Source organism: Pseudomonas sp. CLCA07, assembly GCF_053615335.1.
In genome coordinates this window covers 4,623,539-4,643,728 of sequence record NZ_CM132131.1, presented here as the reverse complement: position 1 = coordinate 4,643,728, position 20,190 = coordinate 4,623,539, and the positions used below count along the sequence as shown (strand labels likewise).

General features: G+C 59.1%; 19 protein-coding genes. 2 read left to right on the top strand and 17 right to left on the bottom strand.

From position 1 onward, the window contains the following. Window positions 1-73: 73 nt before the first annotated feature. From ACWGZX_RS21335 to ACWGZX_RS21310, 6 genes are all read right to left on the bottom strand, one after another. Window positions 74-1,006: a D-2-hydroxyacid dehydrogenase gene (locus ACWGZX_RS21335; RefSeq protein WP_452625323.1), complete on the bottom strand. Its 933-nt coding sequence runs from the start codon at window positions 1,004-1,006 to the stop codon at window positions 74-76. 121 nt (window positions 1,007-1,127) lie between these two features. Further along, on the bottom strand, window positions 1,128-1,421 hold the full coding sequence (locus tag ACWGZX_RS21330) for a YcgL domain-containing protein (RefSeq protein WP_007898694.1): 294 nt from the start codon (window positions 1,419-1,421) through the stop codon (window positions 1,128-1,130). Continuing rightward, window positions 1,418-2,551, bottom strand: a complete 1,134-nt coding sequence (rnd, locus tag ACWGZX_RS21325) for a ribonuclease D (RefSeq protein WP_223511408.1) — start codon at window positions 2,549-2,551, stop codon at window positions 1,418-1,420. Before rnd ends, ACWGZX_RS21330 begins: the two co-directional genes overlap by 4 nt. A gap of 123 nt (window positions 2,552-2,674) precedes the next feature. Further along, window positions 2,675-3,337 (bottom strand): class I SAM-dependent methyltransferase, encoded by a 663-nt coding sequence (locus ACWGZX_RS21320; RefSeq protein ID WP_223511406.1) that lies wholly within the window; start codon window positions 3,335-3,337, stop codon window positions 2,675-2,677. A gap of 70 nt (window positions 3,338-3,407) precedes the next feature. Further along, window positions 3,408-5,057 carry a phosphoethanolamine transferase gene (locus ACWGZX_RS21315; RefSeq protein ID WP_452625322.1) on the bottom strand — a complete coding sequence of 550 codons (1,650 nt, stop codon included), beginning with the start codon at window positions 5,055-5,057 and terminating at the stop codon, window positions 3,408-3,410. A 179-nt stretch (window positions 5,058-5,236) separates the two neighbouring features. After that, window positions 5,237-6,619: a glutamine synthetase family protein gene (locus ACWGZX_RS21310; protein ID WP_452625321.1), complete on the bottom strand. Its 1,383-nt coding sequence runs from the start codon at window positions 6,617-6,619 to the stop codon at window positions 5,237-5,239. A 454-nt stretch (window positions 6,620-7,073) separates the two neighbouring features. Between ACWGZX_RS21310 and ACWGZX_RS21305 the strand changes: the two genes are divergently transcribed. Next, on the top strand, window positions 7,074-8,009 hold the full coding sequence (locus ACWGZX_RS21305) for a LysR substrate-binding domain-containing protein (protein WP_452625320.1): 936 nt from the start codon (window positions 7,074-7,076) through the stop codon (window positions 8,007-8,009). Between the two features lie 3 nt (window positions 8,010-8,012). Here ACWGZX_RS21305 and ACWGZX_RS21300 read toward each other — a convergent pair whose 3' ends face one another. The 6 genes from ACWGZX_RS21300 to ACWGZX_RS21275 form a co-directional block, all read right to left on the bottom strand. Continuing rightward, entirely contained in the window at window positions 8,013-8,378 is a 366-nt protein-coding gene (locus tag ACWGZX_RS21300; protein ID WP_452625319.1) for a 5-carboxymethyl-2-hydroxymuconate Delta-isomerase, read from the bottom strand. A gap of 57 nt (window positions 8,379-8,435) precedes the next feature. Beyond that, window positions 8,436-9,362 carry a LysR substrate-binding domain-containing protein gene (locus ACWGZX_RS21295; protein WP_223511400.1) on the bottom strand — a complete coding sequence of 309 codons (927 nt, stop codon included), beginning with the start codon at window positions 9,360-9,362 and terminating at the stop codon, window positions 8,436-8,438. A 72-nt stretch (window positions 9,363-9,434) separates the two neighbouring features. Next, on the bottom strand, window positions 9,435-11,561 hold the full coding sequence (locus tag ACWGZX_RS21290; RefSeq protein WP_452625318.1) for a DUF6311 domain-containing protein: 2,127 nt from the start codon (window positions 11,559-11,561) through the stop codon (window positions 9,435-9,437). After that, the gene (locus ACWGZX_RS21285; protein ID WP_452625317.1) at window positions 11,558-11,944 is read right to left on the bottom strand and encodes a GtrA family protein; all 387 of its coding nucleotides are present in this window, start codon (window positions 11,942-11,944) and stop codon (window positions 11,558-11,560) included. The genes ACWGZX_RS21290 and ACWGZX_RS21285 overlap by 4 nt, the downstream gene beginning before the upstream one ends. Continuing rightward, window positions 11,941-12,651, bottom strand: a complete 711-nt coding sequence (locus ACWGZX_RS21280) for a class I SAM-dependent methyltransferase (RefSeq protein ID WP_452625316.1) — start codon at window positions 12,649-12,651, stop codon at window positions 11,941-11,943. The genes ACWGZX_RS21285 and ACWGZX_RS21280 overlap by 4 nt, the downstream gene beginning before the upstream one ends. Before the next feature lie 3 nt (window positions 12,652-12,654). After that, window positions 12,655-13,623, bottom strand: coding sequence for a glycosyltransferase family 2 protein (locus ACWGZX_RS21275; RefSeq protein ID WP_452625315.1), 969 nt, complete (start codon window positions 13,621-13,623; stop codon window positions 12,655-12,657). A gap of 276 nt (window positions 13,624-13,899) precedes the next feature. On the opposite strand from ACWGZX_RS21275, the gene ACWGZX_RS21270 reads away from it, so the two are divergent. After that, window positions 13,900-14,091 (top strand): YegP family protein, encoded by a 192-nt coding sequence (locus tag ACWGZX_RS21270; protein WP_010462174.1) that lies wholly within the window; start codon window positions 13,900-13,902, stop codon window positions 14,089-14,091. A gap of 178 nt (window positions 14,092-14,269) precedes the next feature. On the opposite strand, the gene ACWGZX_RS21265 is transcribed toward ACWGZX_RS21270, so the two are convergent. The 5 genes from ACWGZX_RS21265 to ACWGZX_RS21245 form a co-directional block, all read right to left on the bottom strand. Beyond that, window positions 14,270-14,974, bottom strand: coding sequence for an NAD(P)H-dependent oxidoreductase (locus ACWGZX_RS21265; RefSeq protein WP_452625314.1), 705 nt, complete (start codon window positions 14,972-14,974; stop codon window positions 14,270-14,272). A 9-nt stretch (window positions 14,975-14,983) separates the two neighbouring features. Beyond that, the gene (locus ACWGZX_RS21260; protein WP_452625313.1) at window positions 14,984-16,639 is read right to left on the bottom strand and encodes an ABC transporter ATP-binding protein; all 1,656 of its coding nucleotides are present in this window, start codon (window positions 16,637-16,639) and stop codon (window positions 14,984-14,986) included. 2 nt (window positions 16,640-16,641) lie between these two features. Further along, window positions 16,642-17,469: an ABC transporter permease gene (locus ACWGZX_RS21255; RefSeq protein ID WP_223511389.1), complete on the bottom strand. Its 828-nt coding sequence runs from the start codon at window positions 17,467-17,469 to the stop codon at window positions 16,642-16,644. 3 nt (window positions 17,470-17,472) lie between these two features. Then, window positions 17,473-18,432, bottom strand: coding sequence for an ABC transporter permease (locus tag ACWGZX_RS21250; protein WP_223511388.1), 960 nt, complete (start codon window positions 18,430-18,432; stop codon window positions 17,473-17,475). A 63-nt stretch (window positions 18,433-18,495) separates the two neighbouring features. Beyond that, window positions 18,496-20,097 (bottom strand): ABC transporter substrate-binding protein, encoded by a 1,602-nt coding sequence (locus ACWGZX_RS21245; RefSeq protein ID WP_452625312.1) that lies wholly within the window; start codon window positions 20,095-20,097, stop codon window positions 18,496-18,498. Window positions 20,098-20,190 lie beyond the last annotated feature (93 nt).

The following is a 20,190-nucleotide window of genomic DNA, read 5'->3' as shown; positions in this document are numbered from 1 at the left end:
TCTACTGTAGGAGCCGCCCGGACCAAGCTCGGCGCCTACAGGTTTTTGCATAAAATTCGAGCGAGCGGTGGGTTTAATAACCGCGTTCGAAATCCACTTCCCCGCGCAACGCTTCACCCGCCTGATACGCCCGCAAATTCTCGACAAACAGGTTCACCATCATCGATGGCGACGTCGGAGCCGAGCTGTGGCCGGTCAGCAGCAAGCCCCAGGCGGTCCAGAACGGATGACGTTGCGGCAGCGGCTCCTGACGGCAGACATCAATCACCGCGCCCGCCAGATGCCCTTCTTTCAAGGCTTCCACCAGATCCGCATCGACCACCGCGACACCGCGACCGACGTTGATGAACAACCCGGTCGGCTTGAACTGCTTGAACAGCGCCGCGTCGTACAGGTCGTGGGTATTGGGGGTGTTGGGCAGCAGATTGACCACGTAATCGACTTCCCCGACCAAACGCGGCAAATCCGCCAGCGCACCGACTTCAACAAACGGTGCCTGTTCGCGAGCTTCGCTGGCGATGCCGTACAACTCGACGCCAAACGGCACCAGGAACTGCGCCACCGTCCGCCCGATGTCACCCGTGCCGACGATCAATACCTTGCGCCCCGCCAGGCTCTGGCCATGGCGGCTGTCCCATTTGCGCTCGACCTGACTGACCAGCCGCGCCAATACTTCGCGCTCGTGGCCAAGCATGTAGGTCAGCACGTATTCGGCCATGACCTGACCGAAAATGCCAACCGCGCGGGTCAGACGATAGTGACGTGGCAAGCCGTCGGCCAGCAGTGGCGTGATGCCCGCCCAGGTCGATTGCAGCCATTGCGGCTCGTGGCCCTGACGCAACAGAGTGGCCAGCAGATCCGGTTGACCCAGCCAGACCGGGCAATCAGCTGCCAGACGAGCCAGTTCAGCGGAGTCTCCACTGGTGAGCACTTCAAGCTCAGGCGCCGCCTGACGCAACAATTGTGCATACACCGGGTGGTCGTGTTCGGCAATCAGAACGCGCATGTTTCAAACCTTTCAAAAACCGTGCAGACGGCCGCGCACGGAGCATCGCTCTCTCGTCACGGCCATCGCCAAAAATCATTCCAGTGTTTCACACAGACTCTGAACAGAGCCTGTCTGCGGGTCACATCGGATCGTTGCGGCGCAACAATTCTTCAGGCAAGTGTTCGATGTACTCGTCTTCGGCCGGTGGCATTTGCAGGTGGTAGCCCTGCTTTTCAAGGTTTTCCAGGACCACGGTGATGTCTTCGCGTGACAGCTTGCGCTCGGGGGTCAACACCAGATCGAACGCGTGGTGCGGTTTGCCGAAGGCTGCCATCAATGACTCCGGGACACGCTCCAGTGCATCGCTTTTGAGCACATAGAGGTACATCTCGTTTTTCTTCAGGCTTCGGTAGATCGAGCAAATACGTTTCAAGGCTGTTCTCCGGCGGTGGCCAGGCTGTCGAGCAGCGCCTGGCCCATCAATTCGCGGCGCCAGCCACGCAACGAATCAGGCAATTGGTAAGGACCATTGGGGAAGCCGCTCTTGAGCAGCGCTTCCAGGGTTTTCTTGCGCAGCATCAGTTCCGGCGCGATGTTCAAGCGCTCGGCTTCGGCCTGGCCGATGGCGCGAAGCTGTTTGACCAGCACGGCGGCATCCACCGGCAACGGCTCCGGCACGGCGGGCGGCCATTGATCGGGCGATACACTGCCAGAGCGTTTGATCAGATCAAGCAGAAATTCGCCATCCTGACGCACGGTACGCGGGTGCATGTCTTCAATTTTCGCCAGCGCGCCAAGGTTGTCCGGCTGAGTCCGCGCGAGCGGCCACAGGGAATGCTCACGAACGATGCGGTTGCGCGGCAGATCACGGGCACGGGCTTCGCGCTCACGCCAGGCGCACAGCTCCCGCAACACGGCGAGTTGGGCGCGGGAGAGCTTCCAGGCCAGTTTGGCTTCGCGGTAGACCTCGTACGGGTCGACCTCGCGGCGCAGGTTGGCCACCAGCTCGGCGCCGTCTTCCAGAACCCAGGCGTACTTGTCGTCAGAAAGCTTCGGGCGAAGCTGTACGAAAACTTCCGCCAGGTGCAAAGCATCTTCAGCGGCGTAACTGATCTGTGTGTCAGAAAGCGGACGTTGCAGCCAGTCGGAACGGGTTTCGCCTTTGGGCAAGTCGATGCCGAGCACCTCTTGCACCAATCGCGAGTAGCCCATGGAGAAACCCAGGTTCAGGTAAGCGGCCGCCAGTTGCGTGTCGAACAGCGGCTCCGGCAGGCTGCCGGTCAGGCGCAACAGGACCTCAAGGTCTTCGCTGCAGGCATGGACGACTTTGACCACGGCCGGATTTTCCAGCAACGCGGCCAAGGGTTGCCAGTTGTCGATGGTCAGTGGGTCTATCAGGTAAGCGCGTACGCCATCGCCGATCTGCAGCAGGCCGGCGATCGGGTAAAAGGTGTCGACCCGCATGAATTCGGTGTCGAGGGCAACGAATGGCAGCTGCTGCCACTCGGCGCAAAACTGACCGAGGCTATCGTTGTCGCGAATCCAGTGAATATCGATGGCCACACGGCTCTCCCTTGAAGAATGGCGCGCAGTATATATCGCCGCCAGCGATTTCCGCGCATCCACTGAACAAGAGCTTTAGCGAAAAGACCTGCCCGACATCAAGAAATGTCTGACAAGCGGAGACTAACTGGTCTTACTCAGCACATAGACCCGCATCCACGCGCAGCCCGGCAGGAAACCCTGATGGCTCAGCACTTGGAAACCTGCCTGCCTGAACTCAGCTTCAACCTCGACCTTGCTGACCGGCTGTGGGGCCTGAGAGGCCTCCGTCTCTAGTCGGCGCGGCTTGAAATAGCCGTCGACCCGCACCGCCACAATCACGGTGTCGCGACTGACCCGGTGGAACTCCTGAAGCATGGCCAATCGATGCTCGGGGCAGCTGATGTGCTGAAACAGTCGCATGCAAAAAATGCAGTCCACGGCATTGGCGGACAAGCCAAGGTTGAAGGCGGAGCTCTGAAAGGTCTTGATTCGCTTGAGCAGGCTCTGTGGATGGTGAGTCTGCGCATGGTTAAGCATGTCCTGGGACGGGTCCGACGCGAGGATCACGCGGTTGGCGTGCTCGGCCAGCACCGGCCAGAAGCGCCCGACGCCGCACGCCACGTCAAGGATCAACCCCGGCTCGCCGGCCACCTTGAGCGCATTGCGCACCAGGTTTTGCTCGCGCCAGAACGCCAGACGCCCGGTCAGGTTACGCGGTTGCGGCTGACGGCAGACGCGGGCGTGTTCCTGATCGTAGCGCCGGGCGAACTCAAGCTCGATGGCGGATGTGGGTTGCGCAGACATGTGCAATGACTCTTGGTGGTGACTCTACCGGCCGCTGGCTAGCGGCCTGCGCGTAAAAGGGTTGAAACCTTCAATCTTTGGCCAACACGCCGTCGATAGCCGCACCGCGACAACCGGCGAACATGTCCAGGTCCTGGTTGTAGACCTTGCTGCTGACTTCCAGCAGACCCAGCATCGAATGGAACAGGTTGTCCTGGCTCAATGGCTTTTCGCGAGTCAGTTGCAGGCATTGGGTGTCCACCGAGAACGACTTCTGATAGCTGTCGGAGAACCACGCCAACATCGCCACGTGCTTCTGTTGTTCGGGCGCCAACATGTAAGGCGTGCCATGCAGAAACAGGTTGTATTCACCCAGCGACTCGCCGTGGTCGGACAGGTACAGCATCGCGGTGTCGACTTTTTCCTGGTTCTTGCGCAACAGATCGATCAGGCTCGACAGCACATGGTCGGTATACACCAGCGTATTGTCGTAACCATTAACGATACTTTCGCGACTGCAGTTATTTAGTGCGTTACTTTCACAAACTGGCGTGAACCGTTCGAATTCTTTCGGGTAGCGCTTGAAGTATTCAGGGCCATGGCTACCCATTTGATGCAAGACCAACACGGTGTCTTTATCGAGCGTGTCGATAAAGTGTTGTAAACCTTTTAGCAGGATTTCATCGCGGCATTCGCTGTTGGCGCAGAGTATCGGGTCTTTCAAGTTGCTCACGTCGTCAAGGGTGACGCGGTCGCACGTGCCTTTGCAGCCCGACTGATTGTCACGCCAGATCACGTCCAGACCGGCACGTTTAAGCACATCCAGCAGGCCTTCTTCATTCTTTGCCTTGCTGGCGTTGTAGTTCTTGCGGCCCATGTTAGAGAACATGCACGGCACGGACACGGCGGTTTCCGTGCCGCATGAATGCACATCGGTGAACGCGATCAGGCCGGCTTCTTTACTCAGCTTCGGGGTGGTGTCGCGGTCGTACCCCAGGATGCCGAAGTTCTCGGCCCGGGCGCTCTCGCCAACTACCAATACCGTCAGGGATTTGCGGCCATGAGCTTGCCAGACCGGATTCTTCTGCGCGTCTTCGCCGATTTTGACAAAGGGTTGACGGGCGGAAACCACTTGCTCACGCAAATAGCCGGCCGAGGCGCCGATGTAGTTGCTCGGCACAACCATCAGGCGCAACTCGTGGTGATTGCGAAACAATGAGGACAAGCCCTGATAGTTAATCAGGGCAACACCGCCGATGACGGCAGCCGAGGCAACACTCACTAGCACCTTACTTAATAACTCATGGTGCCAGCGGCGATAATTAACCGGTGTTTTCCATAACAACCACGACGGCAATACGCCCAAAAACAGGATATAAGCCAACAACTTTAACGAGAGTAAGTCGCGTACTTCTGTCGCATTGGTTTGCGCAAAGTTACGTAACATGCCGGTGTCAATCAGCGCACCGTATTGGTTCATGAAGTAGGCCACGCTGGCGCTGATCACGAAGAGCAGCGTCAGGACCGGCTTCAACACACGCTTGAAGGCCACAAAGGTCAGAAAAATGTTGAAAGCCGCCAGAATCATCGCCCCGAATGCCACGCGCATGACGATGCCTTTACCGTCGGACGCGGTGATTTCAAACAGGTGCTGCCACAGCACAAAATTGAAGGCTGTTAACAAAAAGGCGCTGGCAATCAGTGTCACCCATTCCGGGCGCACGGCTTTAATCTTCAACATGGTGATCGGTTGTTCCTGAAAAGAAGTGCCTACGGCAAATGTAAAAATTTCATTGACCGAGACAACACCAATGTTAGGCACCCAACCATCAATTTTTTGTGAAAAAGAAGCCAACGATTAGTTGGCTTCTTAAACCTGCGACCAACGTCTTGACCCTTTGAGACTGGTTCAGACCTTGTTCAGGCCTGATGCAGATACCAGCGCCAATCCTGCTCACCGACCTCGCCCATGAACTGTCGGTATTCGGCGCGTTTCACCGCCAGGTAAACGCCAAGGAAAGGTTGCCCGAACGCTTCACGCGCCCAGGTCGAACCTTCCAGTGCGCGCAACGTGGTCAGCCAATCGGTCGGTAGCAATTCCGTGGCCTGGGCGTACCCATTGCCTTCCACCGGCGCACCCGGGTCGAGCTGTTCGCGGATACCACGATGGATACCGGCCAGGATCGCCGCGGCGGCCAGGTACGGGTTGGCGTCGGCGCCACAAATACGGTGTTCGATGTGCCGGGAGAACGCAGGCCCGCCTGGCACACGCAAGCTCACAGTGCGGTTATCCACACCCCAGGTCGCCGCCAGGGGAGCGTAGCTGTTGGTCTGGAATCGACGGTAGGAGTTGGCATTCGGGCAGAACAACAGCAATGAATCGAGCAAGGTGCTGAGCATCCCACCGACGGCTTGCCTGAGCAGCGGTGTACCGTCCGGCGCTTCGCTTGCGAACAGGTTGTTGCCCTCCTTGTCCGCCAGGCTGACGTGCATGTGCATCCCGGTGCCCGCCAGGTCGTCGAAGGGTTTGGCCATGAAGCAGGCGGTCATCCCGTGCTTGTGGGCCACGCCCTTGACCAGCCGTTTGTAGCGCACTGCTTCGTCCATCGCCTGTAGGGCATCGGTGCGGTGTTCGAGGGTAATTTCCACTTGGCCCGGCGCATATTCGGAAATCGCCGTACGCGCCGGAATCCCCTGCAACTTGCAGGCACTGTAGAGATCGGCCAGAAACGGCTCGATCTGCTCCAGCTCACGTAAACCGTAGACTTGCGTTGTGCGCGGCCGCCCGCCATCGACATCCCGCGCCGGTTGCGGTCGCCCCTGGCTGTCGCGCTGCTGATCCAGCAGATAAAACTCAAGCTCTGCAGCCATGACCGGGTAATAACCGTCGGCCTGCAAGCCTTCGATCACTTTCGCCAACAAGTGCCGAGGGTCGGCGATCGTCGCCGGCATGCCTTCTTTCGGATGCATGCTGACTTGCACCGCTGCCGTGGGAATCAACCGCCACGGCATGCGCGTCAGACTACCGCTGACCGGATAGGCGCGGCAGTCAATATCGCCGACATCCCAGACCAGTCCGGAGTTTTCCACGTCATCGCCATTAATGGTCAGGCCAAGAATGGTGCTCGGCAGTGGCCGACCGCTGTCGTACACCGCCAGCAATTCATCGCGATGCAACAACTTGCCCCGGGGCACTCCGTTGTTGTCGAGGATGAACAGTTCGAACATTTCAATATCCGGGTTCTGTTCGAGAAAGGTCAGGGCTTCTTCTTTCGTGGCGAAGGATGTCGTGGCACAGTTCATGGGAATTCTCGTCTATCCGCGTCAGGCAAACGCACAGGCGTCGCCGAATTGATCCAGCGCCGGGCGCCGGACCTGTCAGAACAATCAACGGGAAATGCAGGAATCCGGTGGGCGTGCGTGACGACAGTGCCACAGCGCCCAGAAGGCCAACTCGGAGGGAAGTGCGACGGGACAATCGCCCATAGGTAAAACCGTAGAGGACAGATGAGTGGCAGCGTCACACGGGCGGTCAGGTCTTTAAATCTGGATTTGAAGAACTTTGGTTACGGGTTGGCTAAACAATCATCTCCTATGCACCGTCCAACCCTGTAGGAGCCGCCCGGAGCAAGCTCGGCTCCTACAGGGAATAATCAGAAATCTCCTACAGGGCATTCTCTTGGCACGATCGTTCCGTTAGGATCTTTCGCACACGTTTGCGCACTGTCAGCGCAAGGAGCACAGCGAGACAGAACGGATGCTGAACAGTAACTTGCTTAGAAAACTCGACATGCAGGACCTCATGGTGTTTGTCGCCGTGTACGAGCAAAGCAGCGTCACCGGTGTGTCGGAGGCGCTCTGCGTCAGTCAGTCCACGGTGAGTTACTGCCTGAAAAAGCTGCGTACCGGTTTTGACGACGAGTTGTTCATCAAAACCCGCACCGGTATGCGCCCCACCTACAAAGCCAGCACCATGTACACGCCTGTACTGAAAATCCTCGAGAGCATCAACCTGTGCCACGCCAGCGCCCCGGCATTTGACCCGACCCTGCACGCCGTGACCTTCAATATTTGCGCGCCGGAGTATTTCGAGCAGCTGATTTTGCCGCGTCTGCTTAAGCGCTTCGATTTCGCCGACCTGCCGGTGATGGTCAACATGTACAAGTTCGAAACCGACATCCCGGCCGACGAGTTGCGCGATGGTCGTCTCGACCTGGTGATCTGTTTCGGCCCGAATTTCCATCGCAGCCACACCGACTTCAAATCCCGGCTGTTACTGGAAGATGACTTGGTCTGCGTGTTCGACAAACGCGCCACGCCGCTGGAGCCGCGGTTAAGCCTGCAAGCCTTTGTGCAACGCCGGCATGTGTTTCCAACCCCATGGACGTCCAACACCAACATGGTCGACGGCTGGCTGGCGCAACAGGCGCACAAACGACAGATTGTCGCGCGTGCCAACAGCTACAGCGCGGCATTGAAGATGATCACTGGCACCGACTACATCCTGACCCTGCCCCGCCGTATCCAGCAATTGCTGGCAAACGAGGCAATCTTCAATCATTGCGAAGCCCCCAACGGCCTGCCGGGTTTCACCCTGGACATGCAGTGGAGTCAAAGCGCCGATCAGGACAGTGCCAACACCTGGCTGCGCGAGCAGGTGATCGACGTCTGCGCCGAGCAGGCACTGGCCTGAAATTCAGAGGTTGATGGCGGTCTTGGTGTAGGACTCGCGATCGATATCGAGGATTTCCACGCACAACTGCACTTCGACGCCGGCAGGCCATTCACACAGTTCCTGGACCACCGCCAGCAGGCTTTCGGACAGCTGCTGTTTAATCTGCGGTGAGCGACCACTCAACAATGCCAGCTTCACATGCACAAACGCCCGTTCACTCAACGCAGTACCGACCTTGAAGGTCTCGACCTTCAGCGCTCGGCTCTTGATGTCGGACTCCGCAGCAAACTGACCGGAAGCCACCAAGGCATTATTGAGTCGGATCAATGCCACGTCGGTGTTCAGCTCGGGCAGATTGGCGGTGTATTCCATGTGCAGGTGTGGCATGTGGCGGCTCCAGATATAGGGCAGAAAGATCCTACGTATAACACAGCACTGTCTTACTCACTGGGGCTGCGGCAATGGCGAGCGCTCACTCATGAACACTTCCAGACGCGAACGCAACCAGCGTTCGGCGGGGTCGGTATCGACATGGCTGAGCCAGACCATCGACAGGTCGAGGGTCGGGGTCTTGAACGGGAACGGTTCCTTGAACAGCAAACCGGATGCCGCCATGGCTTCGGCCGCGTAATCGGGCAAACTGGCGATCAAATCGGTGCCGGCGAGCAGGGCCGGCAACGAGCTGTATTGCGGCACGGAAAGGACGACCTGGCGCGTACGCCCTATCTCCGCCAGCCACTCATCGGCGTAACCACTGACGTTCGCGGTGTGGGAAACCAACACATGAGGGCGTGAGCAATATTCATCGAGCGTCAGCGGTGTGTCGGACGCATCGGCGCGCAGGATGCTCGGCATGATGTGCCGCAACAACTTGCGCTTGGCGTTGGCCGGCAGGCCACGGGTCTGGCTGATGCCCACGGTGATGTCGCCAGCCGCCAGCAAATCGGGAATGCGCCAGTAATCGACATGCTGAACCACAAACACCACCTTCGGCGCTTCCTGGCGCAAGGCGCGCAGGAGCGGCGGGAGCAGTCCGAACTCGACGTCATCCGACAGCCCGATGCGAAACGTCATGGTGCTGCTGGCCGGGTCGAAATCGTGGGTCAGGCTTAATGCCATCGACAGCGAATCCAGCGCTGGCGACAGGTATTGAATCAATTCCTCGGCGCGGGCTGTGGGCTCCATGCGGTGGCCGACGCGGATGAACAGTGGATCGTTGAACATCGTCCGCAGGCGGTTGAGCGCGGAGCTGATGGTCGGTTGACCGAGAAACAGCTTCTCTGCCACACGCGTCACGTTGCGCTCAAGCATCAACGATTCGAACACCACCATCAGGTTGATGTCCGCCTTGCGCAGTTCATTGCGATTCATTCCTTGCCCCCGGTCCCCGACACTAATGGCAGTGTAGGAAGGCGCGAGGGGAGCGTCTACGTGCAACTGCCATCAATTGACCGTCAGGGTTTTCAATCCGAGTGCGAGTACTCGCGCGTCCGGCCCCATCCCGAACTGTTTTGGTGTGACGGCATCGGCAAACTGAAATTGCAGCCTCAGTACACCCTGACTCGCTACCCGCGCTTGCATCTCGGCGGTGAGCGGCACATCGATCGTGTTGTCATCGGCCTGCTCAAGCCCCACATTCATGGCCGTCAGGTCATTGATGCTGATGGCGACACGTTGGCGGGCATGCCCGGGGGGAAGAAACGCCGTGGCCTCCAGACGCAAGGAATGCACGGGAGCCCGGACGCGGAACAGGACTTCAGCCTCAGGGTCCCTGGACCAGGTGCCCCAAAGCTCGGTATCGGACCAGCCCTTGGCCAGCAATACCGCCCCTTTGCCGCCGACGTTGAACAGTGTTTTTTGTCCGGGTTCCAGAGATGGGACCCACTCCAGCGGATTGATTTGCGAGGTGACCTGCAAACACGTGCTGCACTGTTTCCAGCCCGGAGCGAGCACCGTGAAGCCGTCAATCCTGACGAACAGATCCGTTTGGCTGTTCACGCTTCTCACGGCCTGCATCCACGCACGCTCATCGAACAGGTACAACGAATCAGCGTCGTACTTACCCGACGCCATTGCACGGGCCGTGTCCTGCTCGGACTTCATCCTGTTGGCCGTGTCCATCCGCCCCAGGTAAACGGCATTCGTGGCAAGGCCATGGACGCCGGCAAAATCAGCCACTGACATCCACTTCGGGGACTGGTTTTGCGGGACCACCCAGCGAATATTCCGGTAACGAGCCGCAGCACTGTTCCAGAACGGATCAACCATGGGCGAAGCCCACTTCGCCGCGGGCTCAACCATCAACTGCTTGCGTACCCCCACCCAGCCGGCATGGGTATCCAGAACCTGTATCAGCAATGCCAGGGACAACAGACTCACGGCGGTGCGGGGTGTATTGGCCCGGATCACCAGGAAGATGATGGCGAAGATAATCGCGTAATACACCGGCCAAAACATCCGCCCTGACGCACGGAAGATGTTGGCGATTGAAATCACCAAGGGTGGCAGTGGATAGGTCAATTCGAGCGAACCCATTGCCACATGGTTAGAAATCGAAAACAGGCTCAGCCCCACCAGCGCCGCCAGCAACAGTGGCCACCGCCGCAGTCGCAGGAAAAAACCGGTATTGCCTTGAAGCAACCCCACCAGTGCGCAAACGCCCAGCGTCATCAGCCCAAGGCCCAGAAAAAGAAACCCTTCAACATCGCCGAGCCCTTGAACGCCGGGTAAATCCTTCAGTACATAGGACCACTGCCCCGACCAATTCCCCGGATCGATCAGCGACAGCAGATTCATGGCGTACGTGCCAAAACCGGCCGCTATCGCCCCATCGCTGCCCACCGAAAAATAGCCCGCCTGCCAGCAGCAAACACTGACCAGCGAAAACAGCCCGATCAATTCGATGGCAGCAGACTGTAGTGTCAGTTTTTTCTTGAAATAACCGTTCGTGAGATCGGCGATCCAGATCACCGCAACCATCGCCAGAAAATACGCATGGATCAACGCAGCCGCCGCCAGCAACGCCCCCCAGGCCAGGCGTCGACGGCGCAATTGCGGATGCAGCCCCAGATACAACGAGGCCAGCACCAGAAAATGCCCACTCAGGGACAAATGGAAAGGCATGCGCAAGAGCATGGGCGGAACACACAGAAACAACGCCGTACTCACGGCACGAACACCCACATGGGTCGACACCAGCCCCACCAGTTTCCAGGCAAACCAGGCCTGCAAAACGAAGCAGGTCAGGAACCAGAGTCCGAAGTACTGGAAAGGCATTGGCAACAGTGAGGCGAACGGTTTGAACAGCAAAGCAAGCAGCGGATTGGAATCAGAAAAAATGATGCCATTGGCCAATTCCAGTCCATAGGAAGGATTGAGCCCGATTGGAAAGGCCCAGGGTGACTGCCGGAAAAACACCCAGCCCAGGTAATGCGTCGCCGGATCACCGTTGCCCAGCCATGCAATGTTTTGAGGGTTCAGCGCCCTTGGCCCAACGACGATGAAAAAGGCTAGAACACCGATCAACAAAGGCAACAGGTTGATCGGCAGCCGCTTAGCCAAGTCCTTCATCGATACGTCCAGAAGTTATGCAGTACAAAGGTGAAGGCCGGAATCGTCAGCGCTACCGCGCCAATCCCCAGCAAGTAATGCAGCCCGGCCATCTGTACAGCCCAGGCCACCAGCATCGCCAGCAGAAACCCGGCAACGGACACCATCATGAAACGCAGCAGTGTCCGACCGTGCAATCGCGCGGAAAAACTCCAGGTGGTATTGATCACGTAAGACACCACAGTCGCCACGGCAAACGCCACGCCATTGGCCAATGGCGGCAACGGCGACACGTAATTGATGAACAGAACCGCCACTAGCGCATGCAGGGCCGTGACGAACAACCCGGTCACGGCAAAGCGCAGGCCACGCTGGATCAGGGCGGATTTTTCGGCTGACGTCACGGCTTCTGCGCCAGTACAAACACCGTCAACCCGGCCAGACGATTGGCGTTCATGAACGGCAACTCGATGCTGCACAAGGACTTCAACAGCGTATTCACCAGCGGGTGATGGCGCTTGAGTTGCGAGCGCGGCGGCGAGGGTTGCGCGCCTTTGGGCAGCAATCGCAACGTGGCGGCAATCGGGAACACCAGGCCGAAGTAATAAGCACCCTGCTGCACCGTCAAACCAGCCGCACGGGCCACGGTTTCCAGTTGCGCCAAGGTGTAGCGGCGTTTGTGTTCAAGAAAGTCGTCGTGTCCACTCCAGAGAAACTGGAACGCGGGCACCGTCATCAGGAACCGGCTGCCGGAGGGGACTTTGTCGACATAGGCCTTGAGCAACCCGACGTCGTCGTCGACATGTTCCAGCACGTCCATCAGCAACACCAGGTCGGCGTCTATTGCCTCGATTGCGCGACGGTAATGCACCGGTTTGCCGGCGGTGCGGGCGTCCGAGTCGGCGTCGTAACTGATGTCCACGCACCACGCTTCGCTGGCCGATGAATGACTCAGAAGATGGTGAGTAAAGAACCCGGAGCCTGCGCCCACATCGAGAATTTTCTTGAACGGGGTGCTGCCGAGCACCCGCGTGGTCGCCGCCGCTTTGGAGGCGTAATACCAATGCTGATCGATGCTTGAACCGAGAATATCGGTTTCCTTGAGATCCACGGTTCAGTCCTTGGGGTCATAGACACGCCGCACCAGATACACCGGCCGGCGTTTGGATTCGATGTAGGTTCGGCCCAGGTATTCGCCCAGCACACCGATGCCGATCAATTGCAGACCACCCAGAAAGGTGACCGCCACCATCAGCGAGGCATAACCCGGAAGGTCGATACCGGAAATCAGGGTGCGCAATATGATGAAGATGGCGAACGAGAAGGAAATCAGCGAAACGAGCAGCCCGAGGTAGGTCCAGATCCGCAGCGGTTCGGTGCTGAAACTGGTGATGCCCTCCAAAGCGAAGTTCCACAAGCGCCAGCCGTTGAACTTGGTCGCTCCGGCCGCCCGCTCCGGACGTTCGTAGTTGACGTGAGTGGTGCGAAAACCGACCCAGGCGAACAGGCCTTTCATGAAGCGCCGGGATTCGGGCAAGGTCTGCAAGGCATCGATCACGCAGCGGTCCATGAGCCGGAAGTCACCGACGTTTTCCGGCAGATGTTGCTCGGCGATTTTGTTGTGCAGGCGGTAGAACCAGTTGGCTGAGGTCTGCTTGGCCCAGGAATCGGTTTTACGACTCACACGATGGCCCAGCACCACTTCATAGCCTTCACGCCAGCGAGCGATCATCTCGAGGATGACTTCGGGCGGGTCCTGCAAGTCGGCGTCGATGGGGACCACAACCTGGCCGGTGGCGGTCTGCAAACCCGCGGTCAACGCGGCTTCTTTGCCGAAATTGCGGCTCAGATCGACGATGCGCAGGCGCGGGTCCGTCCGTTGGCGTTCCAGCAACAGATCCAGTGTGGTGTCGGTGCTGCCGTCATTGACGAACACCATTTCCAGACTGATCAGCAGTTCATCCTTGAAGACGTTATTAATCCGCGCGATGAACAAATCGACGGTGGCTGCTTCATTGAACACAGGGATGACGAGCGATAACGCCAAATGCCCGGCCAGTTGCGTTCCGTGCTGATGAGTCAATTGATTGCTCTTTTTTATAGTGGTTTTTCTACAATCCGGGGTCGCCGACAGATTCTCGACGCCATGAGCCGAGTCATATTAAGCAGGACCATGGGAGGTGATGCAAGGGCGAATCTGCGGGGGTTCTGGCCATTCTCACCGGCCCGATGGCGCCGGCAGAAATATTTTCAAATGCCTGGAAACAAATGCCTGATGGCCAAAAAAACCAGCTCCGCTAGGCTTGCCCCGATGCGTCACACAGGTTGTCGCAATTACCCATCGCATGGAGCGAGCAGTATGTATTTCGAGATTTACAGGCAATCCAAAGGCACCCCGAGCACCGGCAAAGGACAATGGCGCTGGCGCCTGAGGGCGGGGAATCACGAGACCATCGCCAGCGGCGAGTCGTATGTGAACAAGGCCGATTGCCTGCACGCCATCGGGTTGATCAAAGGTGTTGAGGGGGAAACGCCGGTGAAGGAGATCTAAATCTGATAACCAATGCCGCGTCCAGGAGAACTGATTTTCCGGGTTGAATTCACTGGCCCCTTCGCGGGTAAGCCCGCTCCCACATTGGACCGAGTCATTACGCGGTCAACTGTAGGAGCGGGCTTGCCCGCGAAGGGGCCCGAAAATGCACCATCAAACTCTTGGGACAAACACGGCTTCAGACAGGCAACGGATACAACGCCTCATCAAATTGAGCCAAACGCGGAAACTGCATCGGCTGGTCATCGCTCACGTGCTCCAGTCGTTGCTGATAGTTCCTCAGGAATTCCTGGCGAGCCTCGTCGCTGATGTATGGCACGTGCCAGGCCACGAATGGTTGCAGCACGTCGAGGCCGACATACGCCAACGTGCCACGCAGGATCGGCCGTAGCATGTCTTCCAGCGGACCATGAATCGCGCCATCACCGAACATGTGCTCGCGCCCGCCCAGGGTGACAGTGACCAGCGCCTTCTTGCCGCTCAACCCGCCCTGATCGTAAAAGCGTTTACCGCCATAGCAAACTCCGGACACCAGCACCCGATCAATCCAGCCCTTGAGCATGGCCGGGGCCGAGAACCAGAAAATCGGAAAATTGAGGATCAGCAGGTCAGCCCACAGCAGTTTGTCGAGTTCTTGCTGGATATCCGGCGCCAGCGACTGACTTTTCACACCTAGACGTTGTTCCAGCGCATACACCAGGTACTCCGGGTTCTCCCGCGAAGAAAAATCATCGGCGCTGGCCACCGGGTTCCAGTTCATCGCGTACAAGTCGCTGACTTGGACCTCATGCCCCTGAGATTCAAGGGTCGAGACAGCCTGGTCGCGCAACGCGGCGGTAAAGGATTTCGGCTCTGGATGAGCGTGGACGATCAATACTTTCATGACAATTCCTTAAACATTTACCAGCGTTGAGTTTGAAGTCGGTAACGCGCGCGCGGCCAGCAACCGGTCGAGCCAGTCGGGGTCCATTTGCGGTTCGGATGAAAACAGCAGCCCGGTGTAATCCTGATGCGGCGGCGTGAAGATGGCGCTGCGCGAACCATGGTCGACCACCCTGCCCCGCTGCATCACCAGCACCTCATCGGCAATGGCCCGGACGGTGGCGACATCGTGAGTGATGAACAGGTAAGCGACGCCCAGTTGCTGTTGAATCCGGTTGAGCAGTTTCAGCACGCCTTCGGCCACCAATTGGTCCAGCGCCGAGGTCACTTCATCGCAAATGATCAATTGTGGATCGGCCGCCAAGGCCCGGGCAATGCACACGCGTTGCTTCTGACCACCGGACAGTTCGCGGGGTTGGCGCTCCATGAAGGTCGCCGGATCGAGCTCGATCATTTCCAGCAACTCGGCCACCCGCGCACGCATCGCCTTGCCTTTGAGACCGAGGTAAAAGGTCAGCGGCCGACCGATGATGTCGACGATGCGCTGACGCGGGTTCAGTGCCGTATCGGGAATTTGGTAGATCATCTGGATACGCCGCAGTTGCTCCTTGCTGCGCTGGCGAAAGTCAGCCGGCAGCACCTCGCCGTCATACAGCACCTGACCCGACGTTGGCGGCAACAAGCCGGTGATCAAACGCGCCGTGGAGCTCTTGCCGCTGCCGGACTCGCCGATCACCGCCAGGGTCTGGCCGCGATACAAGCTCAGCGAGACATCATGCAGAACCGGTTGATGACCGTAACTGGCGCAGCTTTGACGCAACTCCAGCAGCGGTTTTTCCTGCTGCGGGCACGGTTTCGGTTCGGTGTGGAAGCTGCGAACCGCCCACAATGACTTGGTGTAATCCTCCTGTGGGTCGCCGAGCATCTTGCGGGTCTCGGCCTCTTCCACCAGTTTGCCGTGGCGCAGCACCATGATGCGGTCGGCCATTTGCGCAACCACCGCCAGGTCATGGCTGATGTAAATCGCCGCGCTGCCGTACGTGGCTACCGCATCGCGAATGGCCGCCAACACTTCAATCTGCGTGGTGACGTCGAGGGCGGTGGTCGGCTCGTCAAATATGATCAAGTCCGGGTGGCAAGCCATGGCCATCGCCGTCATGACCCGTTGCAACTGTCCGCCGGACACCTGATGCGGGTAACGCTGGCCGATCTGCTCGGGATTGGGCAGACGCAGCACCCGATACAACTCCACCGCTTCGGCCATCGCCTGGGCCCGGCTCATGCCGCCGTTTTTGACGGCGGTTTCCACGTGCTGATCAATCAGTCGGTGGGCCGGGTTGAACGACGCCGCAGCGCTTTGTGCGACGTAGGCAATGCGCAAGCCACGCAGTTTGCGCAGCGCTTCGGGTTTGGCGCGCAGCAGGTCGATACCGTCAAATTGCACCGAGCCGCCGGTGATCCGGCAACCGTCGCGGGTATACCCCATGGCGGCCAGACCCAGTGTGGATTTGCCGGCCCCCGATTCGCCAATCAGCCCCAGCACTTCGCCGCGTTGCAGGGTCAGGTCGATGCCCTTGATCAGCGGATGCCAGGCGTCTTCGTAATGGCCTTCGATGTGCAGGTCGCGGATTTCCAGCAGCGGTTTTTCACTAGTGATCGCGTTCATGTTCAGCACTCCTTGAGGCCGCTGGATTTGTGCAGCATCCAGTCAACGACGAAGTTGACGCTGACCGTGATCAACGCCACGGCCAGGGCGGGCAGCAACGGGCTGATGTCGCCGAAGGTGATCAGCACCGCGTTGTCGCGAACCATGCTGCCCCAATCGGCGGTGGGCGGTTGAATGCCCAGGCCGAGAAACGACAGCGCGCTGATGAACAAAAACACAAAGCAAAAACGCAGGCCGAACTCGGCAATCAGCGGCGCAGCGGCGTTGGGCAGCACTTCGCGAGTCACCAGCCACCACAGGCCTTCACCGCGTAAACGGGCGGCTTCGACGAAGTCCTGCACCACCACGTTCATCGCCACCGCCCGCGACAGGCGAAACACGCGCGTCGCGTCCAGCAGCGCGATCACCAGCACCAGCGACGTCGCCGTGGTGCCGACCACGCTGAGGATCAGCAAAGCGAAGATCAGCTGCGGAATCGCCATCAGAATATCGACGATCCGCGACAATCCCTGATCGACCCAACCACCCTTGATCGCCGCGACCAACCCGCTCAAGCCGCCGAGCAGGAACGCCAGCACCGTGGTCAGGAAGGCAATGCCCAAGGTGTTGCGCGCGCCATAGACCAGACGGCTGAACATGTCGCGACCGAGGTTATCGGTGCCCAGCAGAAACTCGCCGCTCCACGGCGCGAAGCCTTCGCCCACCACTTGGGTTTCGCCGTACGGCGCCAGCAACGGAGCGAACAGCGCCACGAGGATGTAGAGGATGATCACCAGTATTCCGAACTGGGCGCTCAGCGGCGCCCGCACTAATTGTTTGAGCAGGTTCATGTTCTACCCCTTCGGATGCATCAGGCGTGGATTGCTGGCGATGGACAGCACATCCGCCGTGGTATTGAGCAGGATGTACGTCGCCGCGAAGATCAGGCTGCACGCCTGAACCACCGGGATGTCGCGCTTGGCCACCGAGTCCACCAGCAATTGGCCGAGCCCCGGGTAGACGAACACCACCTCGACCACCACCACGCCGACCACCAGATACGCGAGGTTCAGCGCCACCACGTTGACGATCGGCGCCAACGCGTTGGGCAACGCATGACGAAAGATGATCCGCGACTGGCTGATGCCCTTGAGCCGGGCCATTTCAATGTAGGGGCTGGCCAGCAGGTTGATCAGGGAGGCGCGGGTCATGCGCATCATCTGCGCGATCACCACCAGGCTCAGGGTCGCGACCGGCAGCACCGAGCGTTCCAGCACGCTGCCGAACGAGGCGTCCGGGGTCAGGTTGGAAATGCTCGGGAACCAGTTGAGCTTCACCGCGAACACCAGGATCAGGATGTAGGCGACAAAGAACTCCGGAAACGACACCGCGCTCAGGGCGCTGGTGTTGAGCAAACGGTCGAACCAGCTGTTGCGATACAACGCCGCGAGCATCCCCAGCAACAACGCGAGCGGCACCGAAACCAATGCCGCCAGCGCCGCCAGACTGAAGGTGTTGCCCAGGCGCGAGGCAACCAGATCGGCGATGGGCCGCTGATTGGCCAGCGAGACGCCGAGATCACCTTGCAGCAGGTGCCAGATCCAGTGACCGAAGCGGGTCAGCGGCGGCAGGTCCAGTCCCAGTTGCGTGCGAAATGCGGCAACGGTTTCCGGGGTGGCGGATTGGCCGAGCATGGCCTGGGCGATATCACCCGGGAGCATGCCGACGGCGAGGAAGATGATGACGGATACCGCGAAGAGCGATAGCAGGCCTAGGGCCAGGCGCTGCAGGAGCAACTTGAAAATACTATTCACCGCAAAGTTCCTCGTTGTAGCCAACAGGCATTTACGCCGTTACGCGCCCCTGTAAAAATCCCTTTACGCCTGCCACCAGCGCTCGATCACGCGCAGGCCGTCCAGTTCGCCGTAAGGTGCGGTCTGGCCGCCGTGCGCGACACGATTCGAACGTGCCGCCACCGAGCTGGCAAACAACGGCACAATCGCCCCGCCATCGTCCCGGCACAGCGACTGCATTTCGTTGTACATCTCACAGCGCAACGGGTCGTTCATCTCGCCACGGGCGGTATTCAGCAGCTGATTGAAGCGCGGGTTGTCCCAATGAGTTTCGTTCCACGCCGCGCCTTTGGCGTAACCGATGCTGAACATCCGGTCGGCGGTCAAACTGCTGTACCAGAACGAGGTGGTGAACGGCTGCTTCATCCAGACGTTAGAGAAGAACCCATCCGCCGGCTCACGAACCACATCGATTTCGATACCGGCCTGACGCGCCTGCTCCTTGAACAACACCGAGGCATCCACCGCACCGGCATACGCCGCGTCGGAAGCTTGCAGCTTGACCTTGAGTGAATCGACACCGGCCTGGCGCAGGTAAAAACGCGACTTGTCCGGGTCGTAAGCACGCTGTTCCAGCGCGGTGTTGATGAAACGGCTGCCCGGCTGGATCGGATGGTCGTTGCCCACCAGACCGTAGCCATGCAGCACCGAGGCCAGCAGCGTTTCGCGATTGATCGCGTGCTTCATGGCCAGGCGGACATTGCTGTTCTGGAATTGCTGGCTGTCGCACAACATCGGGAAGGTGTAGTGCTGGGCGCCTTTGGTTTCTTCGATCACCAGGTTCGGGTTGCGCTTGAGCAAGGCCACGGTTTTCAGGTCGACCTTGTTGATCACATCGACTTGCCCGGTGACCAGCGCATTGATCCGCGCCGCACCGTCGGAGATCGCGATCAACTCGGCGCTGGCGAAATGCGCGCGCCCCGCTTTCCAGTAATCGGGGCTGCGTTCCAGACCCATGCGAACGCCCGGTTCGAAGTCCTTGAGGCGATAACCGCCGGTGCCGACACCTGCCTGCCAATCCGACACGCCGTCCTTCGCCGGCATGATCACCAAGTGGTAATCGGCAACCACATAGGCGAAATCGGCGTTGCCCGAATGCAGTTCGAACACCACGCTGTCGCTGCCTTGGGCGCTGACCTTGGCCACATCGCCCAACACGGTCTTGGCCGCCGAAGTGGATTTCTCGCCGAGGTGATGCTGGATCGAAGCGACCACGTCTTCAGCGGTCAGGGTTTTGCCGTTATGGAAGGTCACGCCCTGGCGCAGCTTGAAAGTCCAGATACGTGCGTCCGGGGTCGACGTCCAGCTCTCGGCCAGTTCCGGAATCGAACTGCCGTCCACGGCAATTTCGGTGAGGGTGTTATAGACCGCCGAAAAGCCGACGAAGGTGAAAGTGTCGCTCCAGGAGCCGGGATCTTTTGAATCGGTGGTGCTGCCGCCCGCCAGGCCGAGGCGCAACACGCCACCCGGTTTGGGCGTCGCTTCTTGCGCAAAAGCCCCCATCGGCAACCCCATGGAAAACGCCCCCGCTACGGCCGCTGCAGCGGCGCTGTATTTGAGGAAATCCCGACGAGGAAAACTGAATTCATGGTTCGCTTGAGTAATCTTGTTTTTGTTATCGCTCATTGCATTGCCCCTGATCAAAAGCAGCGGAAGTAATGAATTACCGGTTTAAAGCCACGCAACGCACCGGGCCATGGCCCGGTGCGCAGATCAATT

Coding starts and splice junctions, on each gene's coding strand:
- ACWGZX_RS21265 (WP_452625314.1), bottom strand. CDS start 14,974: ATGAAAGTATTGATCGTCCACGCTCATCCAGAGCCGAAATCCTTTACC.
- ACWGZX_RS21335 (WP_452625323.1), bottom strand. CDS start 1,006: ATGCGCGTTCTGATTGCCGAACACGACCACCCGGTGTATGCACAATTG.
- ACWGZX_RS21320 (WP_223511406.1), bottom strand. CDS start 3,337: ATGTCTGCGCAACCCACATCCGCCATCGAGCTTGAGTTCGCCCGGCGC.
- ACWGZX_RS21260 (WP_452625313.1), bottom strand. CDS start 16,639: ATGAACGCGATCACTAGTGAAAAACCGCTGCTGGAAATCCGCGACCTG.
- ACWGZX_RS21270 (WP_010462174.1), top strand. CDS start 13,900: ATGTATTTCGAGATTTACAGGCAATCCAAAGGCACCCCGAGCACCGGC.
- ACWGZX_RS21315 (WP_452625322.1), bottom strand. CDS start 5,057: ATGTTGAAGATTAAAGCCGTGCGCCCGGAATGGGTGACACTGATTGCC.
- ACWGZX_RS21305 (WP_452625320.1), top strand. CDS start 7,074: ATGCTGAACAGTAACTTGCTTAGAAAACTCGACATGCAGGACCTCATG.
- ACWGZX_RS21290 (WP_452625318.1), bottom strand. CDS start 11,561: ATGAAGGACTTGGCTAAGCGGCTGCCGATCAACCTGTTGCCTTTGTTG.
- ACWGZX_RS21255 (WP_223511389.1), bottom strand. CDS start 17,469: ATGAACCTGCTCAAACAATTAGTGCGGGCGCCGCTGAGCGCCCAGTTC.
- ACWGZX_RS21300 (WP_452625319.1), bottom strand. CDS start 8,378: ATGCCACACCTGCACATGGAATACACCGCCAATCTGCCCGAGCTGAAC.
- ACWGZX_RS21245 (WP_452625312.1), bottom strand. CDS start 20,097: ATGAGCGATAACAAAAACAAGATTACTCAAGCGAACCATGAATTCAGT.
- ACWGZX_RS21310 (WP_452625321.1), bottom strand. CDS start 6,619: ATGAACTGTGCCACGACATCCTTCGCCACGAAAGAAGAAGCCCTGACC.
- ACWGZX_RS21295 (WP_223511400.1), bottom strand. CDS start 9,362: ATGAATCGCAATGAACTGCGCAAGGCGGACATCAACCTGATGGTGGTG.